Here is a 19,154-nt window from a genome sequence, read left to right on the forward strand (position 1 = left end):
CGGGCACGCTCGGTCAAACCACCAAAGTACCAGTGAGCCGCATCACCGTCGGCATGGAAAATGCTGGGTACTCAGCGGGTGCGGCGCGGGCCGCAGGCCGGGACCTCCACGGTGACCGGCCGGGCGCTCGTCGCCAGCCGGTAGGTGACCGGTGCCTCGGCGCCCTTCGGGACGTCGACCTCGGCCAGGCCGACCTCCTCGCCGCTGGCGGAGCGGGCCCGGACCCGGCAGGTCGCCTCCTTCGAGGCGTCCTTGCGGACCACGAAGTCCACCGTGATGCCGTCGTCGCTGACCGCGTAGAAGCGCTGGACCTGCGGCTCGTACTCCTGCGGCCCGTACTGCTGGAAGAGCTTCACCGCGATGAGCACGCCGGCGACCCCCGCCACGGCGGCGAGGAGCACGACCAGCCAGGTGCGGCGCGGCCGGGGCTCCCGGCGGCGGCCGTAGCGGCCCGGCGGGTACTTGGCTGTGGCGTGCGTCTCGGTCACGGGATGACGGTCCTCGTCGTTTCGTCGGAGGTACCGACCACAATAGGGTCGTAACCCGGGGAGCCCCCACCGCGGGGTTGACGGACACCTTGAGGAGAGCTCGTGAGCGAGCAACTGCGATTGATGGCGGTGCACGCGCATCCCGACGACGAGTCGAGCAAGGGCGCGGCCGCGATGGCGCGCTACGCCGCCGAGGGCGTCGAGGTGCTGGTCGTCACGTGCACCGGCGGCGAGCGGGGCAGCGTGCTCAACCCGAAGCTCGACCGGCCCGAGGTCTGGGAGAACATCGCCACCATCCGCCGCGCGGAGATGGACCGGGCGCGGGAGATCCTCGGCGTCGACCAGGCGTGGCTGGGCTTCGTCGACTCGGGCTTCCCGGAGGGCGACCCGCTGCCGCCGCTGCCCGAGGGCTGCTTCGGCCTGATGGACCCCGAGGAGGCGGCGGCGCCGCTGGTCGAGCTGATCCGCAGGTTCCGCCCGCACGTGATCACCACGTATGACGAGGAGGGCGGCTATCCGCACCCCGACCACGTCATGACGCACAAGGTGAGCATGGTGGCGTTCGACGCCGCCGGCGACGCGGCCCGCTATCCGGACGCCGGCGAGCCGTGGCAGCCGCTGAAGCTGTACTACAACATGGGCTGGTCCCGGGTCCGCATGCTCGCGCTGCACGAGGCGATGCTGGAGACGACCGGCGAGTCGCCCTACACCGAGTGGATGAAGCAGTGGGAGGAGCGCCCCGACAAGGGCGACCGGGTCACCACCCGCGTGCCGTGCGGTGAATACTTCGAGGCCCGCGACGACGCGCTGCGCGCGCACGCCACGCAGGTCGACCCCGACGGCTTCTGGTTCGCCGTCCCGCTCGACATCCAGCAGAAGATCTGGCCCACCGAGGACTATGAGCTGGTGAAGTCGCACGTCGACACCCGCACGCCGGAAGACGATCTCTTCGCGGGCGTAAGGTAGGCAGTATGCAAGCGTGGCAGTTCCTGGCCGAGAACAACTTCGGCGACACCCGCTCGGGCGGTCTGGCCGGCCCCATGGGGCTGCTCATCATCGTCCTGCTCGCGATCGCGACGGTGCTGTTGATCCGCAACATGACCGCGCGGATTCGCCGCCTTCCCGCGGAGTTCCCGGATCCCGACAAACCCGCCACCTCGGCCGACGACGACCGCAGTGACGAGGGCTCCGACCTAGAATCGCGGCACTGACCACTGTTGTGCCTTTCTTCCGTGCTTTAGCCTTCACGGGGTGCGCGTTCCTTTCGCCGGACGCGTCTCCCTGTGGGGCAGGGAAGGGGGGCAGATGGTGGACACCCCGTTTGCCCGCGGATCTGCTCACGCTGCGCATGCGGACCGCCGCTTAGCGTCATTGTTGTCGGTCGATGCGGTGCATCGATGACACTCGTTCCGGCGCGCCTCACCGCCGCCGTGGCGTCCGTCGCCTTCGCCGGCGTGGCCGTCGCGACGGTGCTGACCGCCACGAGGCTGCCCGGCCTCCCGGGCCTGTCAGGAGCGATCGCGGCGAGCTTCGGCGTGGTGATCCTCGCCCAGCTCGCCCGCCTGAGAGTCCGTGCCGGCGCCGGCCAGGCCGCCTTCGCCTGGGGCGAGGCCGCGATCGTGATCCTGTGCGTCAACCTGCCGGCCCCGCTGATCCCGCTCGTCGTCCTGCCGGGCGCCGCCGTGTCGCACAGCATCCTGCGCGCCGTCGACGCCCGCGTCGGCCGCGTCCGCACCGGGCGTGACCTGCTCTACACCGTCTCCGCGCTCACCCTGGCCGGCACGCTCGCCGCGGCCACCGCCACCCTCGTCGCGCCGGTCCACGACGCGCCCCTCACGCCGCACGGCATCCTCGCCCTGAGCGCCGGCGCGCTCGTGTACTGCGTCGTGTCGATCACCGCCACCGCCGCGCACGTCGCCACCACCCGGGGCGGCCGGACCGCCACCGTCGCCGCCGAGCTGCTGCGCGGCAAGCTGCTCATGGTCGTCGGCAACGTCGTCATCGGCCTGGTCGTCGTCTGGGCCTGCCTCACCGACGCGCTCCTGCTGCTGCTCCTGCCGCCGGTCCTGCTGCTGCTCCAGCAGCTCTACGCGAGCCGCATCGGCGACCGCGAGGAGCGCCGCACCTGGCACGAGTTCGCCGAGGCGACCCGCGACCTCAACCGGCTCGACGTGCGGGGCACCGCCGAGGCCGGCATCGAGGGCGCCCGGCGGCTCTTCGGCGCTTCGGGCGCGCAGGTCGTGCTGGCGGACGGCACCGTCTTCGGCACGGGTCCCGGCGGGGTCCCTGCGGCTCACCAACTGGTCGTCGGCACGGTCGCCGTCGGCGAGTTGCGGCTCACCGGCCTCGGCCGGCTCAGGCCCCGCAACCAGCGCATGCTCGACGCGTACGGGGACGCCCTCGCCGCCGCCCTGCACGACGCGATCAGCCAGGACGAGCTGCGCACGATGAGCGAGCGCACCACGTACGACGCCGTCCACGACCCCCTGACCGGCCTGTTCAACCGGGCGGCGCTGCTGTCGCGCGGCAACGCCATGCTCCGCCGCCGCGGGCCGCACGACCCCGTCGCCATGCTGCTGCTGGACGTCAACGACTTCAAAGAGGTCAACAACGCCCTCGGCCACGCGGCCGGCGACGAGGTGCTCCGCGTGATCGCCGGCCGGGTCACCGAGGCCGGCGGCGCCGGCGACCTGCTCGCCCGCCTCGGCGGCGACGAGTTCGCGCTGCTCATCACCGACCTCGACACCGGCGGCGCCGACCTCGCCCTCGCCGCCGCCGTCGAGCGGGCCCGCAAGCTCAGCGCGCAGATCGCCGTGCCGATGCGGATCGACGGGGTGCTCCTGTCGAAGGAGCCGTCCATCGGCGTGGTCGTCGCCGCCGCCGGCGAGGTCGACCTCACCGAGCTGCTGCGCCGCGCCGACATCGCCATGTACCAGGCGAAGCGCGCCGTGCAGCCGGTCGCCTGGTACGACGCCGCGCGCGACGACGCCAGCACCGACCGCCTCGCCCTGCTCGCCGAGCTGCGGGAGGCGCTGCACGCCGGCGAGCAGCTCAGCGTCGAGCTGCAGCCGGCCGTCTCGCTGGCGCCCGGCGCGCAGCAGATCACCGGCGTCGAGGCGCTCGTGCGGTGGAAGCACCCGCGCCGAGGGCCGCTCACCCCAGGCCAGTTCCTGCCGGTCGTGGAGGCCAGCGAGCTGATGGGCCCGCTCACCCGGTGGGTCCTCGACCGGGCGATCGGCCTCGCGTCCAGCTGGCGGCGGGCCGGTCTCGCCGTCCCCGTGTCGGTCAACATCTCCGCCCGCAGCCTCCTGGAGCGGCAGCTGCCCGAGGCGATCGGCGACCTGCTCGCCCGCCACCGCCTCCCGGCCGAGCTGCTCGTCCTGGAGATCACCGAGACCGTGATGCTGTCGCAGTCGCCCGTCATCGACGACGTCCTCGCCCGCATCCGGCGGCTCGGCGTCCAGCTCGCGGTCGACGACTTCGGCACCGGGTTCTCCTCGTTCACCGTGCTCACGCGGCTGCCCGTACAAGAGGTGAAGATCGACCGGGAGTTCGTCGCGCAGATGATCGACTCCCCGAAGGCCGAGGCGATCGTCCGGGCCACGGTCGAGCTCGGGCTGCGGCTCAAGCTGCGCGTCGTCGCCGAGGGCGTGGAGAACCCCGACCAGCGCGCCGCCCTGGCCGCGCTGGGCTGCACCTCCGCGCAGGGCTTCCTGTTCCACCCGCCGCTGGCCGCCGAACGCCTGGCGGCCGTCCTGCGCGAGCGCCGCCAGGTGCAGCGCCGTCACCTGCGCGCCGAGGGCACCGGGTAGTCCATCCGTCACCGTGCGCATCGACGGTCCTCGGGGTTCGCGGACCGGTGCTAGGGTCTGCCACAGCGATTCTTGAGCGGGGGCCCGGGATGGCGATCATCGATGTGTCCGACCTGCGGCGGACGTTCCGGTCCCGCAGCGGCCTGCGCCGCACGGAGAAGGTCGTCGAGGCCGTGCGGGGCATCTCCTTCCAGGTGGAGCGCGGCGAGCTGTATGGCCTGCTCGGGCCCAACGGCGCCGGCAAGACCACCACGATCAAGATGCTCATCACGCTGCTGCTGCCGACCGGCGGGCGGATCGAAGTGCTCGGCCACGACGTCGTCGCCAGCCCGCGCGAGGTGCGCCGCCGCGTCGGTTACGTCTTCGGCGGCGACCGCGGGCTGTATGAGCGCCTGTCCGGCCTGGACAACCTGCGGTATTTCGCCGAGCTGTACGCGGTGCCGGCCCGCGAGCAGCGCGCCCGCATCGGCGAGCTGCTCGACCTCGTCGGCCTGGCCGGCCGCGAGCGGGAGCGGGTCGAGGGCTACTCCCGCGGTATGCGCCAGCGGCTGCACATCGCCCGCGGCCTGCTGCACCGCCCCGAGGTCCTCTTCCTCGACGAGCCCAGCATCGGCATCGACCCCGTCGGCGCCCGCGAGCTGCGGCAGACGGTGAAGGCCCTCATCGAGCAGGGCACCACGGTGCTGCTCACCACGCACTACATGTTCGAGGCCGACGAGCTGTGCGACCGCATCGCCGTGCTCGCCGGCGGCCGCATCGTCGCCGAGGGCACGCCCGAGCAGCTCAAGCAGAAGGTCAGCGTCGGCAACGTGGTGGAGGTCGAGGTCTTCGGCCTGCCCGACGGCGCCGGCGACCGGGTCCGCGCGCTGCCCGGCGTCCGCTCCCTGGTCATCGACGAGCGCGGCCCGGCCCAGGTCCTGCTCGTGCACGCCGAGCCCGGCTCCGAGGTGACCCAGCCGGTCCTCGGCGCGCTCGCCGGCGCCAGGGTCGGCCGGGTGGCGACCCGGCAGCCGACCCTGGAGGACGCGTATGTCGAGCTGGTCGGTGCCGCGTGACCTACGTCCGCGTCATCGGGCTCGCCTGGTGGCTGCAGCTGAAGATGCGCAGCCGCTCCGCCTTCGACGGGCTGCTCGGCGTCCTCTACCCGCTGTTCTTCTCCACCGTCGTCTTCATGATGTTCCGCCACGGCGGTGCGTCGGGCGCCGTGCTGCTCAGCGCCGCCGTGGGCGCCAGCGTCATGGGCGTGTGGTCCTCGACCAGCACCACCGCCTCGGCCGCGCTGCAGCAGGAGCGCCGGCAGGGCACCCTCGAGCTGCTCGTCGCCGCGCCGACGCCGCTGCCCGTGGTGATCCTGCCGGTCACGCTGTCGATGGCGACCATCGGCGCGTACAGCCTCGTCGTCACCCTCGTGTGGGGCCGCTTCGTCTTCGGCGTCGACCTCGCCATCCAGCGGCCCGTCCAGTTCGTGCTCGCCGCGGCGGTCACCGTCGTGTCGATCGGCGTCCTGGGGTTCCTGCTCGCGGTCTCGTCCGTGCGGTATCGCACCGCGTGGGCCCTCGGCACCGCCCTGGAGATGCCCGTCTGGCTGATCAGCGGCTTCCTCGTGCCCCTGGACCTGCTGCCCGCGTGGATCCGGCCGATCTCGTGGCTGCTCGCGCCGACCTGGGGCATCGACGCGATCCGTGCCGCCGCCGAGGGGCGCGACGCCGTGCCCGCGCTGGCCGCCTGCCTGGGTCTTGCCGTGGTGTACGGCCTGGTCGGCTCCTTCCTGGCGGTCCGCCTCGTCGACGCCGCACGCCGCCACGCCACCCTGGCGCTGACATGAGCGGCCGCTTCGCGGAGCGCCGCGGCGCCGCCGGGGTGCGGTCATGAGCGCGCTGCGGCTGTTCTTCCTGGGCGGGCTCACCAGCTACCGGGCGCTGTTCTCGTGGCTGAGCCCGTGGATCCTGATCCCGACGTTCGTCGTCGGGCCGATCGCGCAGATCCTCTTCTTCGCCTATGTCGGCCGCGCCGCGGGCGTCGGCGACGACGCGTACTACGTCATCGGCAACGCCGTGCAGAATGCCGCCATCCCCTGCATCTTCGCGATGAGCATCACCGTCGGCGACGAGCGCCGCCAGGGGACCCTCGGCCTGCTGCTCGTCTCGCCGGCGCGGCGCATCCCGCTCTTCCTCGGCCGCGCGCTGCCCGTCGTCGTCAACGGGCTCGCCGTCGCGCTCGTCGCGCTGCTCGCCGGGTCGCTGCTGCTGGACGTGCCGATCAGGGCGTCGTCGCTCCTGGCGCTCACCGGCGTGGTGGCGGTGTCGGCGTTCGCGTGCACCGGGCTCGGCCTCGCCAACGCGGCGCTGTCGCTGCGGGTCCGCGAGGTGGCCGTCCTGTCCAACCTGGTCGTCGGCGTCCTGCTCGTCTTCGCCGGCGTCAACGTCCCGCTGTCGGAGCTGCCGGACTGGATGGCCGCCGTCGCCGGCTGGCTGCCGCTGACCCACGGCATCGCGGCGGCCCGCGAGGTCGCGGCCGGCGCCGAGCTGGCGTCGGTGCGCGACGACGTGCTCGCCGAGGCGGGTCTCGGCGCGCTGTACGTGGTGATCGGCCTGGCCCTGCTCGCCTGGTTCGAGCGCGAGAGCCGCCGCAAGGCCACGCTCGACGTCGCCTGAAGTTTTCGCCCGCTCCTCCACTTCGCCTCGGCCTCATAGTGGAATGGAGCATTCCGTTCTGATAGACTGGTCGCAGTCACCGAGTTGAGGGAGTGTCTGATGAGCTCGAACACCTGGACCGTCCTGGACGAGTCGCACGCGGCGCTGCGGGCGGTGCTCGCCGGGCTGCGCCCGTCGGACCTGCTGCTGCCGACGCCGTGCGAGCTGTGGAACGTCACCCAGGTCCTCCAGCACGCCGCGGGCGACCAGCTCGGCTACGCCGCCGCGATCACCGGCGAGGGCTGGCCGACGTTCGACCCGTTCGCGCCGTCGGGCGAGCTGGACGGCGACCTCGACGCGTTCAAGGCATTCGTCGAGCGCACGATGCAGGCCTCCGCCGCGGCCTGGTCAACCGTCGCCGCCGACGCGACCGACGCGCCCACGCCGCTGCCGCAGGGCAAGATGGCCGGCTGGCTCGGCGCCGGGGCGGCCGGTCTGGACGCCGCCGTCCACGCGTGGGACGTCGCGGTCGCGACCGGACAGCCGTCGCCGCTGTCCGACGGCCTGGCCGAGCGGCTGCTGCCGGTGGCGCGCGAGCTCGTCGAGCCGCTGCGGGCCTACGGCGCCTACGCCGCGGCCCTGCCGGCCGACGGCGCCGGCCCGGCGGTGACCCTGCTGCGCTACCTCGGCCGCGCGGCCTGACCCGCTTCGCAGTTGGGGGCCACCCGGCCGGGCGGCCCCCTGCGTGGCTCCCCGACCGTGGGTGATCGCTCCGGTACCGTCTGCGTCATGCGCGGGGAGCGGACGGTCGTCGCCGGCTTCGTCATCGGTGCGGTCGCGGTCGGGGCGTTCGTGGTCCTCGACCGGTATGAGAAATCCACCCAGTTCACGGACCTGCCAGGCGACGCGGACGTGCGCCTCGTCGGCAGGTTCACGCCGAAGCAGGTCGACCGCATCGCGTCCCTGCCCCAGGCCGCCGCCGTCGAGTGCGGCACCACCCTCTACGGCATCACCGTCGTCACCTCCCGCGGCCTGCTCAACGGCGCGACGGTGCTGACGGCCGCCAGCCGCCCGGGCCTGCGCTGGTCGGCGGTGCGGTCGGGCACCTACCCGGCCTCCGACGCCCAGGTCCTCATCGACGAGCGCACCGCCGCCGCCCACGACATCCGCCTCGGCGAACGGGCAACCCTGTCCCGCGGCCAGACCGTCGTCAACGCCACCGTCGTCGGCATCGCGGCCCGCCCCGCGGACACCGCCGTCGGCCCGACCGCCCCGGTGTTCCTGCTCCCGTCAGGCGCGGTCGCCGCCCTGGACGGCGAGGCGTCCTGCGAGTCGGTGACGGTGGAGCTCCGCCGCCGCCGCGACGCGAGCACGTTCAGCAAGGCCGCCCACGACCTGCTGAAACCACCCCCCACCGTCATCTACGACGAGTCCCTCCGCGGCCACGTCTGACTCACGGTGCTTGTCACGGACAAGCTTCGGCGTCGTGTTCGTCCCAGCCATCGGGGCCGCACGATGGTCGGCATCGTCGCTGGCCGGGCTCACCACGATTCCGCTACCCAGCCTCCGCGACGGGCCGCTGGTCGGCCGCCGCTTGTGTCCGTGACGGCCGCTGATTGGTCTCCGTGACGGGGCCGCTGGTCGGTCTCCACGACGGGCTGTTGCGTGGTCTTCGCGACGGGCCGCTGGTCGGTCTCCACGACGGGCCGTTGCGTGGTCTTCGCGACGGGCCGCGCTCGGTCTCCGCGACAGGCCGCTGCTGACCGGGCCCAGGTGCGCCGCAACGTCAGCCGCTGCGGGACGTGCGTTGCCACTCGTCCGCAGGCGACGTGCTGCGGCGCCCCGGGATCGGCTCTGCACCGCTCCGTGCCGGCCGGGGACGGGCTTGCCATCACCGGCTTTGCACCGCTCCGTGCCGGCCGGGGACGGGCTTGCCATCACCGGCTTTGCACCAGTCCGCACCAGCCGGGACGAGCTTGCCATGACCGGCTCTGCGCAAGTCCGCGCCAGCCGGGACAGGCTTGCCATCATCGGCGCTGCACCACGCCGGCCTGTCGCTGTGCGCAGCCGCTACGGCTGCGCGCGGGGGACCACCTCGGCGGCCACGTCTGACCAGGTCAGGGACAGGCCGGACGCGGCTCGGGTGGCCCGGATCTCCATCATGTCGCCGAGGATCACGGCGCGGTCGGCGACGACGGGGGTGTCGTCCAGCGAGTACGTGATCCGCTCGCTGACGAACACCGGCGTGCCCACCGCGGCGTGCAGGTGCCCGGCCAGCTCCTCCTCCAGCACCGCGGGCCGGATCGTCTCGCTGGCCCTGGCGACGGCCACCCCGGCGTCGGCCAGCGTCAGGTACAGCGACGCAGTGGCGAAGTCGGCCGCCCGGATCCGGTTGCCGAACGGCTTGCGAACCCACGACACCTGGTGCACGGCCGGCCGCCCGGCGAACGCCCTGACCCGCTCGAGCCGCAACGCCGGCGCCCCCAGCAAGACCGCGACCGGCGACGGAGGCCGGCGCAGCGCCTGGTCCAGCACCCGGGTCTGCACCTCGAGGCCCTGCTCGCGCAGGTCGTCGGCGAGATTGCGCAGCGGGCCCAGCCGGTACGCCAGATGCGGCGGCGCCACATACGTGCCCTTCCCCGCCCGCTGCACGATCAGCCCCTCGTCGCTGAGGTGCCGCAGCGCCTGCCGGAGCGTCATCAGGGTCACGCCGTAGCTATGGCTGAGGTCGCGCTGCCCCGGCAGTGCCGCGCCAGGCGCATACTCCCCGGCGCGGATCTTCTCGGCCAGGTCGGCGGCGATGCTGCGATACCGCGGCTCGGCGTTGATGGCTCACCCTTCGTCCATGGCCTCCCGGATCGACCGGACATAGGCCCCGATCTCGGCCGGCGTGGCGCCGTCGAGCACCCGGCGCATGATCGCGGCGCCGATGACGACACCGTCGGCGAGGCGGGCTGCCTCTGCCGCCTGGGCCGGGGTGGAGATGCCGAATCCTAGCAACACCGGCAGGTCGCAGCGGCCGGCGAGCCGTCGCGCCAGGTCGGCGGCGGACGCGGCGAGAGTCTCGCGCTCGCCGGTCGTGCCCATGACCGTGACCGCATACACGAAGCCCCGGCTGCGCCGCGCGATCTCGCCGAGGCGCTCGTCCGGGGTGGCGGGGGACGCCAGCAGTACCAGATCCAGGTCCTGCTCTTCTGCCTTGGCACTTGCCTCGGCGCACTCCTCCAGCGGCAGGTCGGGGACGATCAGCCCGTCGAAACCGGCGTCGCGGAGGCCGCGGCAGAACGCGTCGTCGCGGACGAGGAGGTTGGCATAGGTGCTGGCGACGAGCGGCACCGCCCCGGCGACCTCCGGGATGCGGGCCAGGATGCCGCGCAGCGTCGCGCCCCGGGTGAGGGCCGCGTGGGTCGCCTCCTGGATCGTGGCGCCGTCGAGCGTCGGGTCGGAGAACGGCAGGCCGACCTCGATCGCGTCGGCACCGTTGTCGACCAGCGCCCGGAGGTGGTCGGTCCACTCGGCGACGGCGCCACCGGTGAGATACGGCATCAGGACCTTGCGGTCGGTCGGCAGCTTCACAGCAGCTCCTTCAGTGCGGAGATGTCCTTGTCGCCGCGGCCGGACAGGGTCAGCAGGACGGTCGAGCCGGCGGGCAGCGTGCCGTCGGCGGCGGCACGGATCACCCACGCGACCGCGTGCGCGGACTCGAGCGCCGCCACGATCCCCTCGGTGCGGGCGAGCCGGACGACGGCGTCGACCACCTCGGCGTCGCTGACCGTCACATACCGGGCGCGGCCGAGGTCCCGCAGGTGGACGTGCTCGGGGCCGATGCCCGGATAGTCGAGCCCCGCGGCGATCGAGTGGGCCTCCAGGACCTGGCCGTCGTCGTCCTGCAGGAACATCGACCGCACCCCGTGCAGCACGCCGAGGCTGCCGCGGGTCGCGCCGGCGCCGCCCTCGGCCTCGACCCCGACCAGCTTCGCCGTGGTGTCGACGAACCCGGCGAAGGTCCCGGCCGCGTTGGACCCGCCGCCGACGCACGCCACGACGTGGTCGGGCACCGCCGCGGGCAGCGCGGTGGCGCACTGCTGGCGCGCCTCGTCGCCGATGACCCGCTGGAACTCACGCACCATCCACGGATAGGGCATCGGGCCGAGCACGGATCCCATGCAGTAGTAGCTGTCGGCGGTCGAGCCGACCCAGTGCCGCATCGCCTCGCTGGTGGCGTCCTTCAACGTCCTCGCGCCGGTGCGGACGGGCACGACCTCGGCGCCGAGCATCCGCATCCGGAACACGTTGAGCGCCTGCCGCTCGATGTCGCGCTCGCCCATGAACACGGTCGCCGCCATGCCGAACATCGCCGCCGCGGTCGCCGTCGCCACCCCGTGCTGCCCGGCGCCGGTCTCGGCGATCAGCCGCTTGTGCCCCATCCTGCTCGCGAGCAGCGCCTGGCCGATCACGTTGTTGATCTTGTGTGAGCCCGTGTGGGTGAGGTCCTCCCGCTTGAGCAGCAGCGTCACGCCGAGCTCGGCGGACAGCCGCACCGCGGGGGTCAGCGGCGTCGGCCGGCCGGCGTGCGTGGCGAGCAGACCCGCCAGCTGGTGCCGGAACGCGGGGTCGGCCCACGCCTCCCGGAACGCCTCCTCGACCCGCCGGCAGGCGGGGATCAGGGACTCGGGGACGTAACGCCCGCCATAGTCCCCGAACCTGCCCAGCGGTCCCGGGTCGTCCATCAGCCGGACGCGCGACGGCGTGCGGCTCGGCCGGATCAGCAGATCGCCCATGCCCACTCCCAGAGTTCTAGAACAGTTGCGACAGTTCTAGAACAGTGACAGACTCCGTGACGGAAGTCAACGCGGCCGGGGTCGCGGGGCGGACGCCACATGGCGTAGCGTCCTGCGTCGATCGACCAGGACGGGGGAAACCATGGACGCATCGACCGTCAGCGTGCCGCCGCGCGTGGCCGCGCTCGCGGAGCGGCAGCAGCTCGGCGCGCACGTAGCCATGCACAAGGGCGACCACCCGGTGGTGGAGTGCGCCACCGGCCTCGTCATCTCGGCGATCCTGTTCGGTGCCGCCGCCCTCATCAGCTGGATCATCTCGTCCATCGAGTTCCTCCAGGTGAAGGCGCTCGCCCTGATCGTCGTGCTGCTGGCGATCGCCGGCCTGGCCGCGGCGGGCTATTCCTTCTACCGGCTCTTCGGCGTCTACGTCGTCGTCCACCACTACGAGCACGGCCTGGTGTGGAGCCGCAACCGCAGCGTCGACGCCGCCCCGTTCTCGTGGATCGACGAGATGTACGTCACCCGCAAGGACGACAAGATCACCGCAGCCGGCATGGTCACGCTCGACGGCCGCGCGGTGGACATCACCGGCGCCGACAAGACGGACTACAAGGCCTTCGTCGAGCGGCTCGAGGCGGAGCTCGTCGCCCGCCGGTGCCAGATCCGGCCGGCACGACGGGAGGTCGACCGCGGCCCGGCCGGCGTCGGCCTCAGCGACCGCACCATCGCGGTCCTCGCCGTCATCGTCGGCGGTCTCCTCGTCGCCGCCATCGCCGTCCCGCTGTCCCGGGCCGGCCTGCCCGGCGCGATGGCGGCGGTCATCGGCTTCCTCGCCATCGGCGTCACCGTCGGCCTGCTCGGGACCCGCTTCGACGGCCGGATCGCCATCGTCGGCGCGACCTTCGCCGCCGTCGGCGGTCTTGTCACGATGATCGCCGTGGCCGCCCTGATCCCGCAGGTCAACAAGTACGTGACGGCGACCGTGGTCCTCGCCCTGGAGATGGGCGTCCTGTCGGTGGTGCTCAACGCGTACCGGGGCCTGCCCGCACTGCGCCCGACCCGCGCCCGGCAGCGGCTGGCCTCCCAGCGCGGCTGGGAGTTCCTGCCCTCGCTCACGGTGCCCGTCCCCGGTCCGCAGACCGGCCGCGCCGTCATCGGCGTCCAGGAGCAGGCCCAGTCCGTCGACCTGTACGACGTGCTCAGGGGCACCATCGACGGCGTGCCGGTGCTCGTCGGCGACCGGTACCGGCGCAAACCCCGCCGCTCCGACCCGGTGCAGACCATCTGGATGGTGCCGCTGCCCACCCCGGTGCCGCACCTGTCGCACACCGCCTTCGACCAGGCCGGCCAGGTCGCCCCCGGCGCGCCCGACCCCGCCCTCGCGAGCCTCTTCGCCGGCCGCGTCCCGGTCCCCGAGCTGTTCATGGCCGTCCCGCCGTGGTGGATGGAGGGGCAGTTCCTGCTGTGCGAGGGCCCCGGCGACCTGGACGTCGTCGTCGCCTGGTCCACCCGCCTGACCCGCGCCGTCGCCGCCATGCCCTGGGACGCCGTCCGCGCCGCCATCCCCAACGGCCACCGAGCCTGACCCCGTCCACACCGTCGTTCGGGCCAGGTCGACGACCCGGCGGAGGAGATCTGCGCGCAGCGTCTTGTCGGTGATCTCGCCGGTGGGAGTCCCGCGTTTCGCCGGCCTTACTGGCTGACCGTCACCCAATGGGTATGGCACCGCGCCGCCGGTGAACCACACGGTGGTGGCCACCCAACGGGCATGGGCCTCGGGTGTGTAGCGCTGTGCCCGGAGGGGTGCGGCGCGCGGTTGCGTGGCCGTTCGCGTGATCTGGATCTGGTGCGGGTCAGGGGCTGCTGATGGAAGCGGGCGAGGTCGACGCCGTCGGTCCCCGGCCGCATCAGGGATAAGCCCGCGTCGCCGTACACGGCGAGCACTGTGTCCACGGTCTGGTAGCCCCGGTGTGCCGACCGTCCAATGTGGTGGGTCGGCGCGTTGTTGCACTGGCGGAACGTCTCCGTCGAGGCCGCCGCAACGGCCGCGAAGTGCGGGCCTCCAGCGGCCTCGATGAGTGCTTGCGGCAGGTGATGCCAAGTGTCTTTCGAAAACTGTGGTGGATTCTGTTTGATTAGTGGGCACATGTGAGCTGTTCCGTTCGGGAATGTTTCATGTTACGTTCCCGGAACCCGGGCCCACCCAAGCCCGTCGATGCCCGCCACAACGCTCGCTGCCAGCGCGCGGCCGATCGCCAACCGGCCGCGGGCCGGTTCTGCGTGCTCTTTCCCGCCAGAAGGAGTTCGATGCGCCATCTCCTTGCCCGCACACTGGCCGTCCTGACCGTCGTCGCCGGGGGGCTGGTGGCGTCGGGTGCGCCGGCCTCGGCCGTCGTGCCGAAGACGCCGCCGCTGACGACGCCGTGGACCAGCCAGGTGTCCACGACGAACCCGCTGCCCGAGTACCCGCGGCCGCAGATGACCCGCAACGAGTGGCAGTCGCTCAACGGGGAGTGGGAGTTCCTGAACCCCGCCACCGACGGCGCCGGCAACGTGAACCGTTACGCGGCGCCGCCGCTGGGGCAGACGCTGCCGGAGCGGATCCTGGTGCCGTTCCCGGTCGAGTCGGCGCTGTCCGGCATCATGCGCAACGACAACCGTGACCTGATGTTCTACCGGCGGACGTTCACCGTGCCCGCCGGGTGGAACGGGCGGCGCGTCCAGCTGCACTTCGGCGCCGTGGACTACGAGGCCACCGTGTGGGTCAACGGGGTGCAGGTCACCACCCACAAGGGCGGCTACGACCGGTTCGAGGTCGACATCACGCCGCAGCTCAACGGCGGTGTCAACGAGATCGTCGTGCGGGTGTACGACCCGACCGACGGCCGCGGCGAGAAGCAGCCGATCGGCAAGCAGACCAACAGCCCGAGCGGCATCTTCTACACGCCGACGTCCGGGATCTGGCAGACGGTGTGGCTGGAGCCGACGCCGGTGTCGTCGATCCACTCCGTCGACATCTACGCCAACCTGGCCAACAACACCGCGCGGGTCAGGGTCTTCACCCGCGGCAACGTCACCGGGCACACCGTCTTCGCCGAGGCGATGAACGGCACGACCGTCGTCGGCAGCGCGACCGGCGGATTCACCGAGTTCAGCGTGCCGGTGCCGAACGCGCGCCGGTGGTCGCCGGACGACCCGTTCCTGTACAACCTGCGGGTCTCGCTGCGCAACAGCGCCGGCGCGACCGTGGACCAGGTCGTGAGCTACTTCGGGATGCGGGAGATCGGCAAGAAGCTGGTCAACGGCGTGCTCCGCCCGACCCTCAACGGCGAGTTCATCTTCCAGGCCGGCACGCTCGACCAGGGCTTCTGGCCCGACGGGCTCTACACCGCGCCGACCGACGCCGCGCTCGCCTCCGACCTGCAGAAGCACAAGGACCTCGGGTTCAACATGGTCCGCAAGCACATCAAGGTCGAGCCCGCGCGCTGGTACTACCACGCCGACCGCCTGGGCCTGCTGGTGTGGCAGGACATCCCGTCGACGCAGGCGTTCGACGCGAACCGGACGCCGGCGCAGATCGCCGAGCTGGAGTCCGAGGCGCGCGAGATCATCGACGAGCACCGGTTCTCGCCGGCGGTCGTCACCTATGTACCGTTCAACGAGGGCTGGGGCGAGTGGAACCTCGCCGACACCCAGCGGATCACCACGGACCTGAAGAACTACGACCTGACCCGCCTGGTGAACCCGCACAGCGGCTACAACTGCTGCGCGTCCAAGGGCGACCCCGGCACCGGCGACATCATCGACTGGCACATCTACACCGGTCCTGACGCCCCGCTGCCGTCATCGACCCGCGTCTCGGTCCTCGGCGAGTTCGGCGGGATCGGCCTGCGCACGCCCGGGCACGAGTGGAGCCCGAACGGGCAGTTCTTCGCGTACGAGCAGGTGTTCAGCAACGCGCAGCTCAACGACCGGTTCACCGGCATGATCCGGGACACGCAGGCGCTCATGACGACGCGGGGCCTGTCGGCGTACGTCTACACCGAGATCACCGACGTCGAGGGCGAGTACAACGGGCTGCTCACCTACGACCGGCGGATCCAGAAGGTCGACACCAACCTGGTCCGCGCCGCGAACACCAACCTCATCAACGCGTCGAAGAACCTGAACGCGGCCGTGCCGATGACCCTCGGGCACGTCAGGTCGTTCCAGGTGACCACGGCCGGGCTGACGAACCGCTACCTGCGGCACTCGAACAGCTTCGCCCGCACCGACGTGCTCACCTCGGCGAGCGCCGACGGGGCGCGGCAGGACGCGTCGTTCCGCACGGTGGCCGGCCTGGCCGACCCGCGGTGCTACTCGTTCGAGTCCGTGAACTTCCCCGGCCAGTACCTGCGGCACGCCAACCTCCGCGTCCGCATCGACCCCAACACGGGCGGCAGCTTCGCCGCGGACGCGACCTGGTGCAGCCGGGCCGGGCTGGCGGCGGGCGGCACGTCGTTCGAGTCGTACAACTTCCCCGGCTCGTACATGCGCCACTACGCCGACAACGTCTACCTGGCGCGCAGCGGCGGCGCCAACGCGTGGGACACCGCGTCCGGCTTCGCCGCCGACGCGACCTGGAACACGGCGAACCCGGCGCTGTGGCGCAGCTCGGTGCTGCTGCAGACCGACGTGCGCAAGTCGCTGCAGGTCACCACGTGGGGCTTCACCGACCGCTACCTGCGGCACTCGGACAGCCTCGCCTACACCGAGATCGTGAACGGCGGCAGCAGCGCCCTGCTGAAGGCCGACGCCACGTACACGGTCCGGCGCGGGCTGGCCGACTCGTCGTGCTACTCGTTCGAGTCGGTGAACTTCCCCGGCCAGTTCCTGCGGCACGCCGACAGCCGGGTCCGCAACTCGGTGAACGACGGCTCGGCGCTGTTCCTCGCCGACGCCACGTTCTGCGCCCGCCCGGGCATCGGCGGCACCGGCGTCACGTTCGAGTCGATCAACATCCCCGGCTCGTACCTGCGGCACTTCGAGTCGCAGGTGTACATCTCCGCCGGCAACGGCACCGGGTTCCAGCGGCCGCAGGCGCTCAGCGCCGACAGCAGCTGGAACCTGGCCGCACCGTGGGCCCCGTGACGCCCTAGGCGTTGAGGCCCGCGATGGTGGCGGAGAGGGCGGCGTCCTTCTCCGCCACCATCGCGCGCAGCGACTCCTGGAAGTCACGGACCTTCGCCAGCAGCTCGGGGTCGCCGACGGCGAGGATGCGGGCGGCCATCAGCCCGGCGTTGCGGGCGCCACCGATCGCCATGGTGGCGACGGGGATGCCGGCCGGCATCTGCACGATCGACATCAACGAGTCCATGCCGTCGAGGTACTTCAGCGGTACGGGCACCCCGATGACCGGCAGGGGAGTGGCGGAGGCGACCATGCCCGGCAGGTGCGCCGCGCCCCCGGCCCCCGCGATGATGACCTTCAGCCCGCGGGCGACGGCCTCGCCGGCGTAGTCGAGCATCAGGTGCGGCGTGCGGTGGGCGGAGACGACCCGTACCTCATGGGAGACGCCGAACTCGTCCAGCGCCTCGGCGGCGAGCCGCATCACGGGCCAGTCGGAGTCGCTGCCCATGATGATGCCGACGTCGGTCAATGCACATACCCTTCTTCGAGGATCCGGGCGGCCCGGGCGGCGCGCCGGCGGCAGTCTTCCATGTCGTCGCCGAGGACCGTCACGTGGCCGATCTTGCGCCCCGGCCGGACCTGCTTGCCGTACAGGTGGACCTTGGCGCCGGGCTCCTCGGCGAACAGGTGGTGCAGCCGCTCGTCGATCGCCATCCCGCCGGGCGCGCCGCCGAGCACGTTGGCCATCACGACCGCGGGGGCGGTGAGCCTGGTGTCGCCCATCGGGTAGTCGAGCACGGCCCGCAGGTGCTGCTCGAACTGCGAGGTCCTGGCGCCCTCGATCGTCCAGTGCGCGGAGTTGTGCGGGCGCATCGCCAGCTCGTTGACCAGGATCTTCCCGGTCGTCGTCTCGAACAGCTCCACGGCGAGCACGCCGACCACGCCGAGCCGGGTGGCGATGTCGATGGCGAGCCGCTGCGCCTCGACCGCCACGTCCTCGTCGAGCCCGGGCGCCGGCGCGAGCACCTCGACGCAGATGCCGTCCCGCTGCACGGTCTCGACGACCGGGTAGGCGGCCACCTGGCCGAGCGGCGACCTGGCCACGACGGCGGCGAGCTCCCGCCTGAGCTGGACGCGCTCCTCGCCGATCAGCCCTTCCACGTCCGGGATGTCGGCGACCGAGTGGGCGACGAAGACGCCGCGGCCGTCGTAGCCACCGGTGGCGGTCTTGACGATGATCGGCCAGCCGACCTCGTCGCCGAACTGCTGGAGGTCGCCGGCCGTCCAGCGGGGCACGGGGAAGCCGAGCTCCGCGAGGTGGGCGCGCATGTCGCGCTTGTTCTGCGCGTACCGGAGGGCGTCGGCCCCCGGCAGCAGCGTGACACCCTCCGCGGCGAGCGTGCGGATCAGGTCACCGGGCACGTGCTCGTGGTCGAAGGTGACCACGTCGCACCCCTTCGCGAACGCCCGCACCGCGTCGATGTCGTCGTGCCGGCCGATGACGACGTCGGCGGCGACGAGCGCGGCCCCGTCGTCGGCGGAGACGGCGAGCACCCGGAGCGACTGTCCGAGGGCGATGGCGGCCTGGTGGGTCATGCGGGCCAGCTGGCCGCCGCCCACCATGCCCACGACGGGGAGTCCGGTTCGCGAGTCCATAGGCTGGTGAGCCTAGCGTTTTCCGGCCGCGGCGCCCGAGCCCCGGGCGCCGCGACCGGCACGGATCACACCGACGGGCCCTCCCCGCGGCGCCCGGCGCGGATCACACCGACGGGCCCTGCTTGCGGAGCTCGTCGACCTGGGTCATGGCCTGGCGGAGCTCGGCCAGCCACGACTCGGCGTGCTGGCCGACGAGGGCGACACACCAGGCCAGCGCCTCCGAGCGGGACCGGGCCACGCCGGAGTCCACGAGGGTGTCCAGGACCTGCCGCTCGGCCTGCCGCAGCCGGGTCATGACCGGCGCGGAGAACGTGGTGAACAGCTCCCGGGTCTCGCCGACCCGCACGCCCCACGCGACCTTGCGCTGGTAGCGCCGCTCCAGCTGCTGGGCGATGCCGATCCGCTGGTCGCGGGTGGTCTCCCGGAACCCGGCGATGCGGCCCTGCTCGGCGGCGGACCGGTCGGCGTCGGTCGCGTCGTCGGGGAGGGGCGGGTCGCTGAGCCGGCCGACGATGGTGATCTCGTCGCGGTCGATGGTGATCTCGGCGGGTCCGGTGAACCAGCCGTCGGGCAGCGCGCCGCCGATCCAGGCGAGCGCGTCGGTGGCGGGCGGGGGCTCGCTGCGCGGACCGCCGCCGCGGCCCCATTCTCCTCGTCGCATCTGCTTACTCCCTT

General features: G+C 72.4%; 17 protein-coding genes. 10 read left to right on the forward strand and 7 right to left on the reverse strand.

What is annotated here, in order from left to right; genetic code table 11:
• Nucleotides 1–71 precede the first annotated feature (71 nt).
• Nucleotides 72–488 (reverse strand): DUF4307 domain-containing protein, encoded by a 417-nt coding sequence (locus tag AB0J72_RS11375; protein ID WP_344501704.1) that lies wholly within the window; start codon nucleotides 486–488, stop codon nucleotides 72–74.
• A 102-nt stretch (nucleotides 489–590) separates the two neighbouring features.
• On the opposite strand from AB0J72_RS11375, the gene mca reads away from it, so the two are divergent.
• The 8 genes from mca (at nucleotide 591) to AB0J72_RS11415 (ending at nucleotide 8,385) form a co-directional block, all read left to right on the forward strand.
• Entirely contained in the window at nucleotides 591–1,454 is an 864-nt protein-coding gene (gene mca, locus AB0J72_RS11380) for a mycothiol conjugate amidase Mca (RefSeq protein ID WP_363397564.1), read from the forward strand.
• Between the two features lie 5 nt (nucleotides 1,455–1,459).
• Complete coding sequence (locus AB0J72_RS11385) at nucleotides 1,460–1,699, forward strand: hypothetical protein (RefSeq protein WP_363397566.1); 240 nt, start codon at nucleotides 1,460–1,462, stop codon at nucleotides 1,697–1,699.
• Nucleotides 1,700–1,885: 186 nt separating this feature from the next.
• Nucleotides 1,886–4,300, forward strand: a complete 2,415-nt coding sequence (locus tag AB0J72_RS11390) for a bifunctional diguanylate cyclase/phosphodiesterase (RefSeq protein WP_363397568.1) — start codon at nucleotides 1,886–1,888, stop codon at nucleotides 4,298–4,300.
• 89 nt (nucleotides 4,301–4,389) lie between these two features.
• Nucleotides 4,390–5,355: an ABC transporter ATP-binding protein gene (locus AB0J72_RS11395; protein WP_363397570.1), complete on the forward strand. Its 966-nt coding sequence runs from the start codon at nucleotides 4,390–4,392 to the stop codon at nucleotides 5,353–5,355.
• Nucleotides 5,352–6,125 carry an ABC transporter permease gene (locus tag AB0J72_RS11400; protein ID WP_363397572.1) on the forward strand — a complete coding sequence of 258 codons (774 nt, stop codon included), beginning with the start codon at nucleotides 5,352–5,354 and terminating at the stop codon, nucleotides 6,123–6,125. The genes AB0J72_RS11395 and AB0J72_RS11400 overlap by 4 nt, the downstream gene beginning before the upstream one ends.
• Nucleotides 6,126–6,168: 43 nt before the next feature.
• On the forward strand, nucleotides 6,169–6,954 hold the full coding sequence (locus AB0J72_RS11405; protein WP_363397574.1) for an ABC transporter permease: 786 nt from the start codon (nucleotides 6,169–6,171) through the stop codon (nucleotides 6,952–6,954).
• A gap of 99 nt (nucleotides 6,955–7,053) precedes the next feature.
• On the forward strand, nucleotides 7,054–7,635 hold the full coding sequence (locus AB0J72_RS11410; protein ID WP_363397576.1) for a TIGR03086 family metal-binding protein: 582 nt from the start codon (nucleotides 7,054–7,056) through the stop codon (nucleotides 7,633–7,635).
• A gap of 87 nt (nucleotides 7,636–7,722) precedes the next feature.
• Complete coding sequence (locus tag AB0J72_RS11415) at nucleotides 7,723–8,385, forward strand: hypothetical protein (protein WP_363397578.1); 663 nt, start codon at nucleotides 7,723–7,725, stop codon at nucleotides 8,383–8,385.
• 618 nt (nucleotides 8,386–9,003) lie between these two features.
• Here the strand turns inward: AB0J72_RS11415 and AB0J72_RS11420 are convergent.
• Genes AB0J72_RS11420 through trpB form a run of 3 tightly spaced genes read right to left on the reverse strand, consistent with a single transcriptional unit; the run spans nucleotide 9,004 to nucleotide 11,663 of the window.
• Nucleotides 9,004–9,762: a GntR family transcriptional regulator gene (locus tag AB0J72_RS11420; RefSeq protein ID WP_363397619.1), complete on the reverse strand. Its 759-nt coding sequence runs from the start codon at nucleotides 9,760–9,762 to the stop codon at nucleotides 9,004–9,006.
• A gap of 3 nt (nucleotides 9,763–9,765) precedes the next feature.
• Nucleotides 9,766–10,509 (reverse strand): tryptophan synthase subunit alpha, encoded by a 744-nt coding sequence (gene trpA / locus AB0J72_RS11425; protein ID WP_344501695.1) that lies wholly within the window; start codon nucleotides 10,507–10,509, stop codon nucleotides 9,766–9,768.
• Nucleotides 10,506–11,663 (reverse strand): tryptophan synthase subunit beta, encoded by a 1,158-nt coding sequence (trpB, locus tag AB0J72_RS11430; RefSeq protein ID WP_354890945.1) that lies wholly within the window; start codon nucleotides 11,661–11,663, stop codon nucleotides 10,506–10,508. The genes trpA and trpB overlap by 4 nt, the downstream gene beginning before the upstream one ends.
• Before the next feature lie 193 nt (nucleotides 11,664–11,856).
• On the opposite strand from trpB, the gene AB0J72_RS11435 reads away from it, so the two are divergent.
• Both AB0J72_RS11435 and AB0J72_RS11440 read left to right on the forward strand, forming a co-directional pair.
• Nucleotides 11,857–13,299, forward strand: coding sequence for a hypothetical protein (locus tag AB0J72_RS11435; RefSeq protein ID WP_363397580.1), 1,443 nt, complete (start codon nucleotides 11,857–11,859; stop codon nucleotides 13,297–13,299).
• A gap of 722 nt (nucleotides 13,300–14,021) precedes the next feature.
• Nucleotides 14,022–16,844, forward strand: coding sequence for an AbfB domain-containing protein (locus AB0J72_RS11440; RefSeq protein WP_363397582.1), 2,823 nt, complete (start codon nucleotides 14,022–14,024; stop codon nucleotides 16,842–16,844).
• A 4-nt stretch (nucleotides 16,845–16,848) separates the two neighbouring features.
• On the opposite strand, the gene purE is transcribed toward AB0J72_RS11440, so the two are convergent.
• The 3 genes from purE to AB0J72_RS11455 form a co-directional block, all read right to left on the reverse strand.
• Nucleotides 16,849–17,352, reverse strand: a complete 504-nt coding sequence (purE, locus tag AB0J72_RS11445) for a 5-(carboxyamino)imidazole ribonucleotide mutase (RefSeq protein WP_363397584.1) — start codon at nucleotides 17,350–17,352, stop codon at nucleotides 16,849–16,851.
• Nucleotides 17,349–18,479 (reverse strand): 5-(carboxyamino)imidazole ribonucleotide synthase, encoded by a 1,131-nt coding sequence (locus AB0J72_RS11450; RefSeq protein WP_363397586.1) that lies wholly within the window; start codon nucleotides 18,477–18,479, stop codon nucleotides 17,349–17,351. Before AB0J72_RS11450 ends, purE begins: the two co-directional genes overlap by 4 nt.
• A 103-nt stretch (nucleotides 18,480–18,582) precedes the next feature.
• Nucleotides 18,583–19,140: a hypothetical protein gene (locus AB0J72_RS11455; protein WP_363397588.1), complete on the reverse strand. Its 558-nt coding sequence runs from the start codon at nucleotides 19,138–19,140 to the stop codon at nucleotides 18,583–18,585.
• Between the last annotated feature and the right edge of the window lie 14 nt (nucleotides 19,141–19,154).

Origin of the sequence: Dactylosporangium sp. NPDC049742 (assembly GCF_040674675.1) — a bacterium.
Classification (GTDB): Bacteria; Actinomycetota; Actinomycetes; order Mycobacteriales; family Micromonosporaceae; genus Dactylosporangium; species Dactylosporangium maewongense.

What these genes read in the sequence shown, in the direction of transcription:
- AB0J72_RS11385 (WP_363397566.1), top strand. Translation starts at nt 1,460, where the DNA reads ATGCAAGCGTGGCAGTTCCTGGCCGAGAACAACTTCGGCGACACCCGC.
- AB0J72_RS11390 (WP_363397568.1), top strand. Translation starts at nt 1,886, where the DNA reads ATGACACTCGTTCCGGCGCGCCTCACCGCCGCCGTGGCGTCCGTCGCC.
- AB0J72_RS11395 (WP_363397570.1), top strand. Translation starts at nt 4,390, where the DNA reads ATGGCGATCATCGATGTGTCCGACCTGCGGCGGACGTTCCGGTCCCGC.
- AB0J72_RS11405 (WP_363397574.1), top strand. Translation starts at nt 6,169, where the DNA reads ATGAGCGCGCTGCGGCTGTTCTTCCTGGGCGGGCTCACCAGCTACCGG.
- AB0J72_RS11410 (WP_363397576.1), top strand. Translation starts at nt 7,054, where the DNA reads ATGAGCTCGAACACCTGGACCGTCCTGGACGAGTCGCACGCGGCGCTG.
- AB0J72_RS11415 (WP_363397578.1), top strand. Translation starts at nt 7,723, where the DNA reads ATGCGCGGGGAGCGGACGGTCGTCGCCGGCTTCGTCATCGGTGCGGTC.
- trpB (WP_354890945.1), bottom strand. Translation starts at nt 11,663, where the DNA reads ATGGACGACCCGGGACCGCTGGGCAGGTTCGGGGACTATGGCGGGCGT.
- AB0J72_RS11435 (WP_363397580.1), top strand. Translation starts at nt 11,857, where the DNA reads ATGGACGCATCGACCGTCAGCGTGCCGCCGCGCGTGGCCGCGCTCGCG.
- AB0J72_RS11440 (WP_363397582.1), top strand. Translation starts at nt 14,022, where the DNA reads ATGCGCCATCTCCTTGCCCGCACACTGGCCGTCCTGACCGTCGTCGCC.
- AB0J72_RS11450 (WP_363397586.1), bottom strand. Translation starts at nt 18,479, where the DNA reads ATGGACTCGCGAACCGGACTCCCCGTCGTGGGCATGGTGGGCGGCGGC.
- AB0J72_RS11455 (WP_363397588.1), bottom strand. Translation starts at nt 19,140, where the DNA reads ATGCGACGAGGAGAATGGGGCCGCGGCGGCGGTCCGCGCAGCGAGCCC.